Origin of the sequence: Fimbriimonas ginsengisoli Gsoil 348 (assembly GCF_000724625.1) — a bacterium.
GTDB lineage: Bacteria > Armatimonadota > Fimbriimonadia > Fimbriimonadales > Fimbriimonadaceae > Fimbriimonas > Fimbriimonas ginsengisoli.
Window position 1 is genome coordinate 899,170 of the sequence record NZ_CP007139.1, and the last position, 15,071, is coordinate 914,240.

Here is a 15,071-nt window from a genome sequence, read left to right on the forward strand (position 1 = left end):
AACGCCTCAACGCCTCAACGCCTCAACGCCTAGCTCCCAAGGTATCCTCTTTCTGTAAATCGGCAGGAAAGCTGGATGCAAGAACAAGGCGAGTCTCCCGTCCAACCTCACTCTGGACCCGCGGCGGTTGCCGCGCCTATCGAGACCCTTATCCAGCAGATCTCGAGTATTCCTGCACCCGAGGAGAAAGAACAGCAAATGGCAGATGGCAACTTCGACGCGGACCTAGTAGTGATCGGCGCGGGCCCTGGCGGCTATGTCGCCGCGATTCGGGCGGCTCAGCTCGGCGCTAAGGTCGTCGTCGTAGAGAAGGAGTTCCTGGGCGGCACGTGCCTCAATTGGGGTTGCATCCCCAGCAAGGCGTTGATCGGCTCCGCCGAGCGGCTGAACCACGCCAAGCACGCCAAGGCGCTCGGCGTTAACGTCGCCGGCGACGTCAGCCTCGATTTCGACGCGACCATGAAGCGGAAGGACAAGATCGTCCTCGCTCAACGGGGCGGCGTCGGGATGCTCTTCAAGAAGAACGGCATCCGCCACGTAGAGGGATTCGCATCGTTCGTCGACGCCCACACGCTGGAAGTCGAGAAAGATGGAAAGAAGGAGAAGCTTACGGCCAAGAATTTCATTCTGGCGATGGGTTCCTCCGTCATCCACCTTCCGATTCCCGGACTGGAGGGAGGGCGGGACCAGAACGTCTGGACCTCCGACGACGCGGTCACGATGCCGTTCGTTCCGAAGCGGGTGGCGATCCTCGGCGGAGGCGCCGTCGGATGCGAGTTTAGCTACGTCCTCAACGCCTTCGGCAGCGAGGTTCATCTCGTCGAGATGATGCCAAGCCTGATCCCGATGATGGACAGCGACCTCGGCGCGGAGCTCGGCAAGCTGATGAACCGCCAAGGGGTTAAAGTCAAGACGGGGGCGACCATCGACAAGTGCGAGCGATCCGGCGAGGGCTGGAAGGTGCATATTAAGAAAGGGACCGAAGCCGAAGTCGTCGAGGTGGACGTGGTCCTTCTCGGAGTCGGGCGAAAGGCGAACACCGAGGGAATGAACCTCGAGAAGATCGGAGTCCAGCTTCATCGGCGAGGGGTTCAGGTCGTGGACGACACCCTCCGAACCCACGTACCGAACATCTGGGCCATCGGCGACGTTACCGGACGCATCCAGCTCGCCCACGTGGCCTCCCACGAGGGAATCGTCGCCGTCACCAACGCGGTTACAGGCAGCAACAAGGCGGTCGACTACAAGGTCGTCCCGAACTGCGTCTACACGATCCCGGAAGTCTCCAGCGTCGGCCTTACCGAGGGAGAGGCGAAAGAGAAGGGTTACGACGTCGTGATCGGCAAGGCGAACTTCCGGATCTTCGGCAAGGCGATGGCGATCGGCGAGCAGGACGGCTTCGTCAAGGTCGTCGCCGAGCGAAAGTATGGCGAGGTGCTTGGCGTCCACATGATCGGCCCGCACGTGACCGACATGATCCACGAAGCGGCGGTGGCGATCAAACTCGAGGCGACGATCGACTCGATAGCCGAAACGATCCACGCCCATCCGACCCTTGCGGAGGCGGTACTCGAAGCGTTTGAGGACGCTCAGGGGCACGCCATCCATAAGATGTAGGGATTTGGCGCAATAACAAGGGACGGAGGGAGCAGCGCTCCCTCCGTCCCTTTTTTGGCAAGTACGATGATTCAATGTTTGAGCGGCTTACTAGGCGCTCCTTGATTGCCGGTGGCCTTAGTGCGGCCGGAGCTGCCGCGATCGCCATCCCGGGGAAAGTCCACAGACCCCGGCGCTCTTTGCGCATCGTCCACCTCACGGATACCCATCTGCAGGTAAATGGGGATGCCTCGGCCCGTTTCGCCCAGTGTTTGGAGCGAATCAAATCGCGCGAGCAACCGGACGTCATTTTCCAGGGTGGGGATATCGTGATGGACGCGTTGAGCCTGGACGGGCAGGCCGTGGCGGCTCAATACGGGTTAGCGGCAAAGATGCTTCGCGACCACGTGGATGTGCCGATCTATCACTGCCTGGGTAACCACGACGTATGGGGATGGGATCGCTACGACCGCGCCGCCCTCGCCGAAAACCCTCGATTCGGTAAAGGCTGGTGGAAAGAGTGGACCGGATACGATTCCACCTACTACAGCTTTGACCGGGCAGGCTGGCACTTCATTTTTCTAGACAGCATCGGCCAAACGCCGTTCCGAGGGTACGAGGCTCGCCTCGATCTTCCGCAGTGGCACTGGCTGCAGGCAAACATCTCGCAAGTCCCCTCGACCACTCCGATTTGCCTGGTAACGCACATCCCGATCCTGAGCGCGGGCGCTCAATTCTTCGGCGCGTCCGAGATGAGCGGCAAGCACTGGCACATCCCCGGTACGTTGGCCCACATCGACGGCCGCCGCCTTAAGGACCTCATTGCCCGCCACCCAAACGTCAAGCTTTGCCTCAGCGGCCACATCCATATGAGCAGTCGCATCCACTACGCCGGCGTTACCCATGTCTGTAACGGCGCGGTCTGCGGCGCGTGGTGGAACGGCGACATGCAAGAAACCAAAGCCGGTTACGGCGTAGTCGACTTATTCTCGGACGGCAGACACTTCAGCCGATACGAATCGTATTAACTCATCGTCGGGAGCGTTGGGTGCCACGGGTGCAGGCGGATGCCCGTGCCGCCGTAACCCGTGCCAAGCCCCCCCTAGGGCGGCGGTCATGTAGGCCCTTTTTGTTCACGACCGCAAAGGTTGAAGCTGTACTTCAGCAGGTCGGCTTTAAGAGTTGAAATAAGAAGGGCTCACTACAGTACCAACCGCCTTCTGCCGATATACCACTTGGATGCGAGGAGTCTCTCCCCAAAGAATAGGCAACGACGCCTGGCTTTTTAATATGGGCAGGCTCGGCCGCGCCCAGAGGTGGAGACGTGACCGGTAGGCCTGCCGTCCCTGCCTACAGCCGGCATTCGACCCTAATGGTGGGGGCGATGTGCGCGTTGGTAGCCGCGTTGGCGTTCGTCGTCATCCACTACCTCGCGGTATCTTCGGACACCCGGCGAGTCGACGAGGTCCGTTTGGCCGAAGTTCAAGCGGACTTCTATCTGCTGCGAAACCGGCTCGGACTGGTGGAACAAGACGACGATCAAGGCGGTTTCGACATGATCGCGGGGCGGGTCCGATCGCTCGTTCACCGGCTCAAGACCGACGGCCATGGGCACAACGTCCTAGATCTCGAAGGGAGTTTCGCCAGCTTCCTTCGTTCGGCCCACCTTCAGATGGAGGCGTCCGCACGCGGCGATACCAAGCTTGCCCGTCAGATCGAAAACGAAACGACTTTGGTCGAATCGCAACGGATGGAACGCGCGGCCAAGCAGCTCAAGGCCGAGGTTGGGCGAGAAGCCGCAGGCTGGACGGCGTACGCATCTTTTGCGACCGCGGTCGGCCTGTTCTTGGGCGCAACGCTCGTCATGGTCCTCGTCAGCGGGTATCAGCGCCGCACGATGACCCTCCTCGCCGTGCGAGCCCGCCAACAAGCGCTCGCGGCAAGCGAGCGAAGATTCCGATCGTTGGTTCAAAACAGCGCGGACGTGATCGCCGTGGCGAACGACGACGGCTATTTCACCTTGGTCAGCGACGCCTGCCGCGAAGTATGGGGTCTCGCTCCTGAACGATACATCGGTCGGTCCGTGCACAACATGGTCCACCCGGACGACGCGGTGCGCTTCCGTCAATTCTTCGAGCACGGCAAGGGTGGGCGAGAGACGCAGACCGCCACCCAGATCCGCATTTTGGCCACGGCCGGTGAGAACCGGTGCTTCCAGGTGCAGCTCAACGACCTTGCCGATGATCCGGACATTAACGGGATGCTGCTTACCTTCCACGACCTGACCGAGCGGATACGGTTCGAGGAAGAGCTAACCCACCACGCCTTCCACGACCGCTTGACAGGAATGCCGAACCGGTCGCTGTTCATGGACCGGCTCTCTCAGCGGCTTCTCGCCGCCGGCGCGGAAAGCCAGCCGATCGCGATCTTGTTTGTCGATCTCGATAACTTCAAGGTCATCAACGACAGTCTGGGCCACCAAGCCGGCGATTCGCTTCTCGTCAAGGTTGGCGAGCGATTTCAAAGCGCTTTACGTCCAAGCGACACCGTCGCCCGGCTGGGCGGCGACGAGTTTACGATCCTGCTCGACGGCGCCGCGACCGTCGAGGGCGCGATCCGGGTCGCGCGGCGAATCATCGCGACGTTCGAACACCCGGTCTTTCTCGGAGATCGCGAGGTGTTCTTCACCGGCAGTATCGGCATCGCCATGAGCGACGAATCGCAATCGGACGCGAACGGCCTCCTCCGAGACGCCGACACCGCCATGTACCAGGCCAAGGCGCAGGGGAAAGGACGATTTGTCGTATTCGACCACAGCATGAACGTCCAGGCGATGCAGCGCCTAGAGATGGAATCGGAATTGCGCACGGCGATCGAACAGGGTCAGCTCGTACTGAACTATCAGCCGATCGTCGATATCCCTACCGGGCGCCTCCGCGAAGTAGAAGTTCTTGTCCGGTGGAATCATCCACAGCGCGGATTGGTGCCGCCCGACGACTTTATTCCGCTTGCGGAGGAGACCGGATTAATCTGCCCGATCGGCTACTGGGTTCTCTATCACGCATGCGCCCAATTAAGGGAATGGCAGGTCAATTTCCGGCACTTCCGGGACCTCGGAATTAGCGTCAACGTTTCCGGCCGACAGCTCTACCAGACCGATTTCGTCGCCAGCGTCCGGGCCGTACTCGCAAAGTTCGTCATCGACCCTCACCGGTTGAAGCTCGAGATTACCGAGAGTGCGATGCTGAACGACCTTGAGAAAATGACCGAGGTGCTCCAAGAGCTGCGGAATATGGGGGTCCGGATCGCCATCGACGATTTCGGAACGGGCTACTCCTCGATGGCTTACCTGAGCCGGCTCCCGGTCGATACCCTCAAGATCGACCGCACGTTCGTCCGGCCTCTCGGCGAGGACACGCGGGTCGACGGGGTGGTACGAGCGATGATTACGATGGCGCGTACCCTCGGTCTCGACGTGACGAGCGAAGGAATCGAAACGAACGAGCAATTGCTCGTTCTGCAGTCGCTTGGATGCGACTGCGGCCAGGGCTTCCTCTTCGCCAAACCGTTGCCGGCGTGCGAAATCACGCTTCTACTGGCATCGCCCCGTGACGAGCCGGTCTTAGCGAAAGTTACGGTCTAGGCGGCGGCTTACAATTGATCGTCCGGCACGATACGCTCCCCCGTAAGCGCGTCGATAAACACCTTAAGGTAGCTGCGAGCCCCCTTGGCCTTGACGCCGTGGGGCGAGACGATGCCCCGGTAAACCAGCCGGGCTTTCGATTCTTGCTTCCGTAGGTAATAGCCAAGTTGCGGGGTCAAATCCATCGGCGTCGGCCACTTCGGCGACAGGAGACCAATGACAGAGTCGTATTGGCCAGGATTCATGGCGTATCTAAGGAATTCCGATTTTGCGGCGGCAGAAGAGATCTTCTCTCGTTTGGCGTTCACGGCAGGCGGTAGATCCTGCCGTCCGAACCAGGTGATCTGCCTCGCGGACGGGTCGAAGGTTATGTAGTAGCCGTAGGTTGGGTTCAAGTTGAAGAATCGCTTGCCGTTCACAAGCAGAAAGAACTGCGCGCCGGCCCCACTTTCCCCCGATCCGATCGAGTCGATTTCGAGTTGCTCTCGGTGTGGTATGGCCTTGATCAGGTCCCATGCGACTCGCTCGGCGTCGACGACCTTGAGTGGCTTATGCTGGAACCCTCCAACGCAGAAGTAGCTGATCGCACCGTCTGGGCGCACGTTGGCCGAGATCCACCCACCCGACGCAGCCCGCAAACCTATCGTCCACAAGGTCACGGCGCCTTCGCCCCAGCGTTTCCCATCGACTTGGGCAACGTTGACAACTTCGAACTTATCCCGGTACCCGGCCTGCCTCGCGAACGTACGGACGCGCGCCTTGGCGGCTTCTCCGTCGATCGACTTCCCCTGGCTGTACGCAAGAACGATGATGGCGGCCGTGATCACTAACCGTCAGTCGCGCGAGGCCGCCCGATGGTTCACTGTTTTTTTATGGGATCTACGAACGCGCGCATTGCGGGGGCGGCGGGCGGGACGCCCGCGCTCCAAGGGTTAGGTCAGCGGCTGGCCGGAGGCGTCGGTCAAACCGCCGGTGGCGATGAGGATGCAGTCCACCAACGCCCACACAGCCGCGATCAGGCTGGTGATGCCGCACGTGAGAAACCCGGCAATGGTTAGGACAAGAATCGCGGTGCCGGTAGCCATGTGCCCGAGATAGAACCGGTGGATGCCGAGGTATCCCAGAAAGAAGGCTAAGAGGATTCCCGCGACTTTGCTCTTGCTGGAAGCCGGCGCCGCGTACCCCCTCGGGTAGCTGGAATAGCCGGTCTGCGTGGGATACCCGGGCGCGGTAAGGAATCCGCTGAGAGCCGGGACATACGCCGCGTTCACAATCTGTCCAGACGGATCGACCAAGCGGCTATCTGCCACGATCCTCCCTTCCTGGCACCACTGCTGCAAGGTGCCCACATCCACCGGGCCATAAATCTGGCCATCCGCTCCGATTACTTTGTACATCCTGGGCGACCCTCGCGCACTATTATCACCGATGATCCCGGCGTCCATCAATACGATGTCCGCTCGTCCCACGTTGCCTCGCAGCCGCTCGCCAAGAATCAAGCTTTAAAAGCAAATTCCCCGCGGTACACCTGCTCGGCGGTACCGGAGATTTGGATCGGTGCTGTCCAATCGGACATTTCAACCTGAAGCGTTCCGCCTTTGCTTTTGATCTCCACCGTCCCCCCCCGACCCTTGCGGCGAAGGTAGTCGGCGGCGGCCGCGGAGGAGCCGGTGCCGCAGCCTAGCGTCTCTCCGACGCCGCGCTCCCAGATCATCAGTTCGAGTTGGTTGGGGGCCACTTCTTTCGACCAGATGACGCTCGTGCGGTCCGGAAACTGCGGGTCGACTTCGATCTTGGCGCTGACCGACTCGAAGATCTCCTGGTCCGGGAGCGCTGTCGTGGGAATCACCACGTGGGTGCTGCCGGTGGTGAGGGCGCTGCCGAAGAGACTCAGGGGCTGGCCACCATCCATGCCGCTCCAAACCGTGCGGTTAAAGATCTCGCCGAAGCCGGTATGAGGCACCTTCTTTGGATCGTAATCGGCGATGCCGATCACCGTCGAGACCTGTCCCTCCCCGATATGGGTCGGTACCTCTCGGTCGAGATGCTTGATCGTGAAGTCGCTCCCCACCCATCCCATCGCGTGCGCGTGCACCGCCGCGCACCGAATGCCGTTTCCGCAGAAGTCTTCGGTCCCGTCCGGGTTGAACATGCGTAGGCGCACCGCCTCGCCTTCCATCCCCATCGCCAACAGTCCGTCCCCGCCCACTCCGAAGTGCCGGTCGCAGATGGCGATCGAAAGCCGACCTAAGAATTCGGTAGCCTTGCCTGGATCCGGCAAGGCTTGATCGGGCGTTACGCTGCACTCCTTGACGACTTGGGCCGGTGCGATTTCCGGCGCTTTGGCCAGCTCCTCCTGTCGCTCGAATTCGAGAGCGGCATCTATATCGGCAAGGTGCACGAGCGGAAAATCGTTACCGACCGATTGAAGTTTCCAGAACGGGATTCGGCGGATCATGACAACGGCTCTAAGTAGTACTCGGCGGTCTCGACGGTCTCGCGGAACCACAGCCCGTCCGGACATACGATGCGGAACCACCATGCGCTGGGCCGCCGATTCGCCTGCTCCATCCCGCGCGACGCCGTGACCGCCTGGCGGATAATCCGCAGCCGCTTTAGTTCTGCCTCGAGTTCGATACTCTGGCGGCGCTCGTGGACGCGCTGAACCTCGGGGTGGCTGACCAGCGCCTGCTGCTCTCGCCGCAGCTCGTGGACGCGCCGGTCGGCATCGGTGCGAGCGTGTAAGACTTTCTCCACTTCCTGGGTAAGCCGCTCCCGCTCCGCCAAATCGCCCGGAGCCGGTTCTTTTTCAAAGATCCGTTCCCGCCAATGGCGTCCCTTCGCCATCTCGGCTTCCACCCGAAGCTTCCGAAGCTCGCGCAGCTCCGTATAGAGGGCTCGCCGCTGCTCCTTCAGCTTGGCCAAGTCCTCCTGTAGCGCCTGCAAGCGAGAATGGAGACCCTCGTATTCCTCAGCCAAACAGCGCCACGATCCGCCCAGCCGCTGATCTAGGAACCGGATCAGCTCGATCGGACGGCGAAGCTTCCCAAGCTCGGATAAGATCCCCCGTTGCTCGTCCGCGACGTCGCGCCAGCGGTTCGAGAGGCTGGGGGCGCACACCTCTTCGGTACCGAACGGCCGTTGCAGCGGCTCCGGCAATCGAAGCCACGAGCAGCAAACCCTGAGCGCGGCCCAGGTGTCGTACCGAATCCGCAAGATAGGGTTCATCGGGAGCGGATGTCCCTTAGCGGCCAAGATCTCGTGGAGCCGCCGACTGTGCTTAACGTAGCTGCTCGCCCCTTCGTGAAAGACGAAGACATGATCCCGCGCCAGCATCCCGATGAGCGCGACCGCCTTACCCACGACGACGCAGTTCGACCCAAACTTCGCTTCGATCAGCTCGGCGAGGTCGCGAAGGCAGGTGAGCGGTTTGCGATAGGTCAGGAACTGGGGAACCGGCGTGTTGATCACCGCCGCCTTCTTGCCAAGGCGGATCGTTCCGCGCCCGAGGCCGGGAATAACAAGATCGAACGGGATCGCTCCGGTCCCGAAACGGGACACCTCATACAGCCCAGACGAGCCTTGGATCGCTTCGTCGTACGCCGCGTTCGCCATCTCGCGCGTATTGGGGTCGACGAATAGGCCGAACATCTCGAACCGAGGTAGCCCGGCCGTCGATGGGTTAAACCTCAAGAGCTCCGTCGTGCGCGTCGTCTCCAAGTCCACATGCGCGTTCGCGCAGAAGTCGTAAAAGATCGGCAGAAGCCTTTGGTAGAATTCCGAGAGCGTCGTCGCTTGGCCGTCGCTCAAATCGCAGATCTCGCCGCGGAGCTCGTCCATCAGCTTCTCCGCCATCTGGCGTCCCTCACCCGCCAACATGTCTAGCGAAACTTGGGTCGCCCAGTCGAAAGTGGACATTAGCTCGGGCAGGAGCTGCTTCAGCGGCACCTCGGCAGTGACGGGAGCGTGGTCACCCAGGGCGACGATCCCGCGCCATCCCCATGCCTCCGTAGCCTCGTCCAAGATGTTCGGCCGTGCTTGCTGAAGCCGCGAAAGCCTGAGGCCCGCGGCTAGAAGCATCTCGCGGGTGATGACCGTCTCGCTGCCGAAAAGCGCGCTGAATTCACCGGCAGCGCTCCAGAGTCCTCGCGTCGTGGTGTCGTTATGAGGAAGCGCCTTAAATCGCCCGTTGTTGCCCCGCGATCCGCTGGGGAGTTTGGCGAAGTAATCGGTATCGTGCACGCCCGCGATCAATCGGCGAGGCTTACCGAGCCGTTTCGCCATGAGCGAGACGCCCGCCTTCATCGGCTCGTCCCAAAACACCGTTTGCCCGAGCGCCAGAAACGGCGCGTCGCCGGCGACCTTCTGAAGGTCGTCCAGCACATCGGTCAGGGGCTTACAATTCGGCTCCATTTGGCGATCCGCCCCTAAGCATACGGCTTGAATGCGCGCTTCGACGGCGTCGGACCTACTTTCGTCTTCGTCCGCCGAGCGTTCTTTCCTGGGCTTCCCGAATTACCGCCTTTCCAACGAGGGGCGGCAGCGAGCTAAGAGCAAGAACTGCCAGCGCCCACAGCCACGAGAACCACACCGCGACGCCGGCGACGATGAATAGGATGGCCCAAGCCCAGCGCACATATCCCCAGAAGCGGGAGAAGATACGCCGAAGCGGGCCCCGCGGAATGTCGGCATCCTCGTCATCCCCATGTTCCAACGTATGCCGCGCCCGCGCCTGCATATACGCGGCGAGCGACAGCATGGCGAGGGACCATACGAGCTTGAACAGCACTTAACTAGCGTACGTGAAGTGGAGCCGTAAGGATGCGGTCCGTTGCTAGAACGAAGACCCCTAGGGCAAGTCTCACGCAGTAGACTTGCCCAATGCCCAAGCGCCCCATCCGTGCCGAGGACCTGCTGCGGATCGTTTTCGTCGGTGATGCCCAGATTTCTCCTGACGGCGACCGTGTGCTGTTCGCCAAGAAGACCATCGACGATAAGAACAAGTACATCACCAACCTGTTCACCGTCGACCTCGAAGGACGTCTCACCCAGTGGACGCAGGGCGAGGCCGGCGCCGGTCAGGGGCGATGGTCGCCGGACGGCTCTCAGATCGCGTTCGTGAGCGGCCGCGACAAGCCGAATTCGCAGATCTACCTGATCTCCGCGTCCGGCGGCGAAGCCAGAAAACTGACGAGCCTTCCAGAAGGGTCGCTCGGGGAAATGCGGTGGTCGCCCGATGGACGAATGATCGCCTTCGGGTTTCGCGAGCAGATCCCGGACCGAACCGAGAAAGCGAAGAAGGAGCGTGAAGAGAAGGGGCTGTCTTCGCCTCCGCTGGTCACCGACGACGTATGGTACCGGCTCGACGGCGACGGCTACTTCGGAATGCAGCGGTACCGGATCTACGTGGTCGAGGCGGAGACCGGCAAGCTCGTCGGCGCGAATGGACACGACTGGCTTTACGACGAGAACTTGTACGCGGAGTTTTCGTTCGACTGGTCGCCGGATTCGAAGGAGTTGGCGGTCGCCCGCAGCGCCAGCGCCCGCCCGATGTCCGAGCCACCCAACACCCAGATCTGGCGCGTCGACCTAACCGGTCAAGCTTGGAAACTGGAGGGGCTACCCAAGGGAGAAAAGGGATCCGTTCGCTGGTCACCGGACGGTTGGTGGATCGCGTATGCGGGCGACGTCGACGAGAACGACCCTTGGGGTACGAGAAACACTAAGATTTACGTCGTCCGCGCCGATGGCGGCGAGCCGAAGGACCTGACCGGACACCTCGACTACGACATGGCCGCCGGGACGCTGAGCGACACCAAAGACGCCGGCCACGGCGCCGTTCTGGAGTGGAAGCCGGACAGCACCGGGCTCTACGTGCAAGTGGGCCACCACGGCGAGACGCAACTGGGGTTCGTCGACGTCCACGGCGGAGTCGAGCTCTTGACCGAAGGGCATGGCCACATTGGCATCGGCAACGTGTCGAGCGACGGCCGCCGCATTGGCGCGATCGTCGGCAACGCAACCCGCTTGCCGGAGGTCGCGGTCATCCAAGCCGAGCTTGGCACCGGCCGGCTGGTACCGAAGGTTCTTACGAACCTCAACGGAGCCTTTCACGACGAGATCCAGCTCAGCGAGCCGGAAGAGGTGTGGCTCGACTCGACCGATGGCGTCAAGGTCCACGCCTGGGTGATGAAGCCGATCGACTACCTGGAGCCGCGCCGCTACCCCGCCGCACTGCAAATCCACGGTGGCCCGCACGCGCAATATGGGTGGGCGTTCTTCCACGAGTTCCAGCTCTTAGCCGCGCAAGGGTACGTGGTCGTCTTCAGCAATCCCCGCGGAAGCAAAGGGTATGGCGAGGCGTTCTGCAAGGCGATCCAAGGCGACTGGGGGAACAAGGATTGGGAGGACGTGCAAACCGTCACCCGCTGGATGCAGCACCAACCGTACATCCATCCCGGCCAGATGGCGGTGATGGGAGGCTCCTACGGCGGCTACATGACCAACTGGGTCATCGGCCACACCGACGATTTCCGGTGTGCGATCTCGGATCGTTGCGTGTCGAATATGGTCTCGATGGCCGGCAACAGCGACTTCCCGTTCAACAAGAACGGCTACTTCAAAGGGGTTGCTTGGGGCGACCTCGACGCGATCAAAGAGCTATGGCGGCAGTCCCCGATCGCCTACTTCGAGAACGTGAAGACGCCGACGCTGATCATTCACAGCGAGGGGGATTTACGTTGCAACGTCGAGCAAAGCGAGCAGGTCTTCACCGCGCTCCAGCAGCAGGGGATCGAGTCGCGCTTCGTCCGATACCCTAGCAACACCTCGCACGGTATGAGCCGCTCCGGCCCCCCGGACCTGCGCCTTCACCGACTGGGAGAAATGGTGTCGTGGCTCGATAAGTTCCTAAAGTAGCACCGTGGCATGGGCTTCCAGCCCATGTGTATCACGACCATCCTGGTCGTGTGAAAAGGCCAAGGGCAGGCTGCCCTTGGGACCCACTGGCTAGAAGCCTAATGCCATCCAGTTTTTGCCCTGGCGAACCCTCGGAGAATACAAACACAGAGGCACAGAGACACGAAGGCACGGAGTTCTTGGCAACTGGACGTGCCGGTGGAGCAAATGCCGACCGGATCTTTGTGTCTCTGTGCCTTGGCGCCTTTGTATTAACTCCGGACGGAAGGTTCGTTCGACAAACTTGATGGCATTGGGCAAGATGCCAGTGCCACGTGCGGATTACTGCGCAGGCGGAAGAAGGTCGATGACGTTGATCAGGATGCCGGGGGCGAACAAGGGGGCGAGTCGTTCCGTGTAGGCGAGGGTTGTCACGATCCGGTAACCCTCGGGAGACGGCTCGCGGTACGCCTCTAACCTCCGCCCATCGACGTCGACAAGCCAAACCTCCCGAATTCCCGCCTTCGCGTAGAGCGGCACTTTGTAGCGGCGATCGCGATCGAGAGAGCTGTCGGAAACCTCGATAAGCATGTCGATTTGCTCTGGGGTCGGATGACCTTTGAGGTAGTCCGCAGGACGGCCTGGTACCACCGTGAGGTCCGGCTCTGGTTCGCTGATGTCGCTGAGAGCAATCGGGGCTTGGGAACGGATGCTGTGGGTCTGGCCCACGCGTAAAATCAATAGGCGCGTAATCGCTTCGATGCAAATGACGTGCGGCGGATGGTGAGTCATCTTTTCCACGATCTGGCCGTCGACGAGTTCCAGCCGCTTGGAAGGCTCCATAAGGCCACTCTCTATCACCCGATGGAATTCATCCCGTGTCCACCGCTTAAGGTGCAAAGGCGCGACGCTCATGCCTCTATTATTCTCCAACGGTGAAAAGCCCACAAACCGTATAGAAGCGTCTACGCTTTTCTAGTAAACTCTCTCAATGGCCCACGAACGCAGAGGGAACGACCGGATTGTCGTTGTCGGCGCCCGAGAGAATAACCTGAAGAACGTCACGGTGGAGATCCCACGGGATCAGCTCATCGTGATCACCGGGCTCTCCGGGTCTGGCAAGTCCTCCCTTGCCTTCGACACGATCTACGCGGAAGGTCAGCGGCGATACGTGGAGTCGCTCAGCGCCTACGCTCGGCAGTTCTTGGGGCAGATGGACAAGCCGGACGTCGACCATATCGACGGTCTGTCACCGGCGGTCAGCATCGACCAAAAGAGCTCGAGCAAGAACCCGCGTTCTACCGTCGGAACCGTCACCGAGATCTACGACTATCTCCGGATTCTGTTCGCGCGCGTCGGCACGCCGTATTGCATCAATGGCCACGGCCCGATCGAACGGCAGAGCACCGATCAGATCGTCGACGTTGCCCAATCGCTCCCCGAGGGGACGCGGATGCAGATCTTGGCGCCCGTGGTACGAGGGCGAAAGGGTGAGTTTAAGTCGGTCCTTCAAGACATCAGCAAGGCGGGTTACGTCCGCGTTCGAGTGGACGGCGAGATGTACGAGGTGACCGACGAGATCCCGATGGACCGGTATAAGCAGCACACCATCGAAGTCATCGTCGACCGAATCGTGGTCAAAGAAGGGATCGAGCGACGGCTTTCCGACTCCATCGAAGCCGCGCTCAAGATGGGGAGTGGCCTTGTCACCCTCTCGCTGGACTTCAAGGAAGGGGCCGAGATTCCGGCGCGGGTCGTCCAGCTTTTGGAACAGCAAGCGGAGAGCGACGCGGCTTCCGATAGCGGCAGCGCGGTGGATATTCTTTTCTCCGAGGCTTACTCGTGCCCGGTCTGTGGCTACTCGCTCCCGGAACTCGAGCCGCGCCTCTTCTCCTTCAACTCGCCTTTCGGCGCGTGCCCCGAGTGCACCGGCCTAGGAACGAAGACCGAGTTCGACCCCGAGCTCATCACCCCAGACGATTCGAAGCCGCTACGCGATGGCGCGATCCTTCCGTTCGTCTACAAGTCGGGCGAGGTGAAGGACTGGTGGCCGGAGATGCTCGACGCAGTGGGCAAAGCGGTCGGCTTCGACGCCAAGTTGCAGGTCCGGGAGATCCCGCCCGAAGGGATGCACGCGGTTTGGTACGGGTTAGAGGAGCCGATCACCGTCGTGATGAAGTACTCCCGCACCGAGCGAAGCTTCAAAACGGAGTGGAAAGGGGTGCTCGCCTCGCTCCGGAAACGTTACGACGAGACGGAAAGCGAGTGGGTGAAGGGAGACCTCGAGCAGTACATGGCCACGAAGCCATGTCCGGTTTGTCACGGCAAGCGACTCAAGCCGGAAGCGCTGAGCGTTAAGGTCGCCGGCCGGGACATGAGCGAGGTGACGAGCATGGCGATCGAAGACGCGCTCGGCTACTTCCAGGGGATGGCGGCTCAACTGAGCACTCGCCAGCTCGCCATCGGTGAGCGGGCGGTGAAAGAGGTATTGGAGCGACTCCGGTTCCTCCAGGACGTCGGGCTTGGGTATTTGACTTTGGACCGAAATGCACGCACTCTCGCGGGCGGCGAAGCTCAGCGGATTCGGCTCGCCACCCAGATCGGATCCGGCCTGATGGGATGTCTCTACATCCTCGACGAGCCGTCGATCGGCCTTCACCAGCGCGACAACCGGAAGCTCATCGAGACGCTGAAGCGGCTCCGCGACATCGGCAACACCGTCTTGGTGGTTGAGCACGACGAGGAAACGATGCTGGAAGCCGACCATATCCTGGAGCTCGGACCCGGCGCGGGCGAGCATGGCGGCCACATCGTTGCGGAAGGAACCGTGGCGGAGTTCCTGAAGTCGGACGCGCTCACCGCGCAGTACCTAAACGGCACTCGCGAGATCGAAATCCCCAAGGAACGTCGCGCGCCGAAAACGCCGAGCCCCGTG

At 61.3% G+C, this 15,071-nt stretch carries 10 protein-coding genes and 1 pseudogene; 5 read left to right on the forward strand and 6 right to left on the reverse strand.

All coding sequences use genetic code 11. The features are described 5' to 3' along the window. Positions 1-75: 75 nt before the first annotated feature. The 3 genes from lpdA (at position 76) to OP10G_RS04175 (ending at position 5,239) form a co-directional block, all read left to right on the forward strand. Positions 76-1,617, forward strand: a complete 1,542-nt coding sequence (gene lpdA / locus OP10G_RS04165) for a dihydrolipoyl dehydrogenase (protein WP_052547528.1) — start codon at positions 76-78, stop codon at positions 1,615-1,617. A 74-nt stretch (positions 1,618-1,691) separates the two neighbouring features. After that, complete coding sequence (locus tag OP10G_RS04170; RefSeq protein ID WP_038472514.1) at positions 1,692-2,624, forward strand: metallophosphoesterase family protein; 933 nt, start codon at positions 1,692-1,694, stop codon at positions 2,622-2,624. 296 nt (positions 2,625-2,920) lie between these two features. Continuing rightward, on the forward strand, positions 2,921-5,239 hold the full coding sequence (locus tag OP10G_RS04175) for a putative bifunctional diguanylate cyclase/phosphodiesterase (protein WP_144240988.1): 2,319 nt from the start codon (positions 2,921-2,923) through the stop codon (positions 5,237-5,239). Between the two features lie 8 nt (positions 5,240-5,247). On the opposite strand, the gene OP10G_RS04180 is transcribed toward OP10G_RS04175, so the two are convergent. The 5 genes from OP10G_RS04180 to OP10G_RS04200 form a co-directional block, all read right to left on the reverse strand. Next, positions 5,248-6,066, reverse strand: a complete 819-nt coding sequence (locus tag OP10G_RS04180) for a hypothetical protein (protein ID WP_025227137.1) — start codon at positions 6,064-6,066, stop codon at positions 5,248-5,250. Positions 6,067-6,171: 105 nt separating this feature from the next. Further along, on the reverse strand, positions 6,172-6,636 hold the full coding sequence (locus OP10G_RS25615) for a TM2 domain-containing protein (protein ID WP_084179737.1): 465 nt from the start codon (positions 6,634-6,636) through the stop codon (positions 6,172-6,174). 98 nt (positions 6,637-6,734) lie between these two features. Further along, positions 6,735-7,697, reverse strand: coding sequence for a diaminopimelate epimerase (gene dapF / locus OP10G_RS04190; RefSeq protein ID WP_025227135.1), 963 nt, complete (start codon positions 7,695-7,697; stop codon positions 6,735-6,737). Beyond that, entirely contained in the window at positions 7,694-9,652 is a 1,959-nt protein-coding gene (locus OP10G_RS04195; RefSeq protein ID WP_025227134.1) for a hypothetical protein, read from the reverse strand. Before OP10G_RS04195 ends, dapF begins: the two co-directional genes overlap by 4 nt. 55 nt (positions 9,653-9,707) lie before the next feature. Then, a complete protein-coding gene (locus OP10G_RS04200; protein ID WP_038472518.1) occupies positions 9,708-10,028 on the reverse strand; it encodes a hypothetical protein in 321 nt (106 codons plus the stop codon). Positions 10,029-10,120: 92 nt separating this feature from the next. Here OP10G_RS04200 and OP10G_RS04210 point away from each other — a divergent pair, with 92 nt between their 5' ends. Continuing rightward, complete coding sequence (locus OP10G_RS04210; RefSeq protein WP_025227132.1) at positions 10,121-12,157, forward strand: S9 family peptidase; 2,037 nt, start codon at positions 10,121-10,123, stop codon at positions 12,155-12,157. A gap of 321 nt (positions 12,158-12,478) precedes the next feature. Here OP10G_RS04210 and OP10G_RS04215 read toward each other — a convergent pair whose 3' ends face one another. Further along, on the reverse strand, positions 12,479-13,051 hold the full coding sequence (locus tag OP10G_RS04215) for a Uma2 family endonuclease (RefSeq protein ID WP_025227131.1): 573 nt from the start codon (positions 13,049-13,051) through the stop codon (positions 12,479-12,481). Positions 13,052-13,127: 76 nt separating this feature from the next. On the opposite strand from OP10G_RS04215, the pseudogene uvrA reads away from it, so the two are divergent. Beyond that, positions 13,128-15,053, forward strand: a pseudogene (uvrA, locus tag OP10G_RS04220) (excinuclease ABC subunit UvrA); the annotation flags it as partial. Positions 15,054-15,071 lie beyond the last annotated feature (18 nt).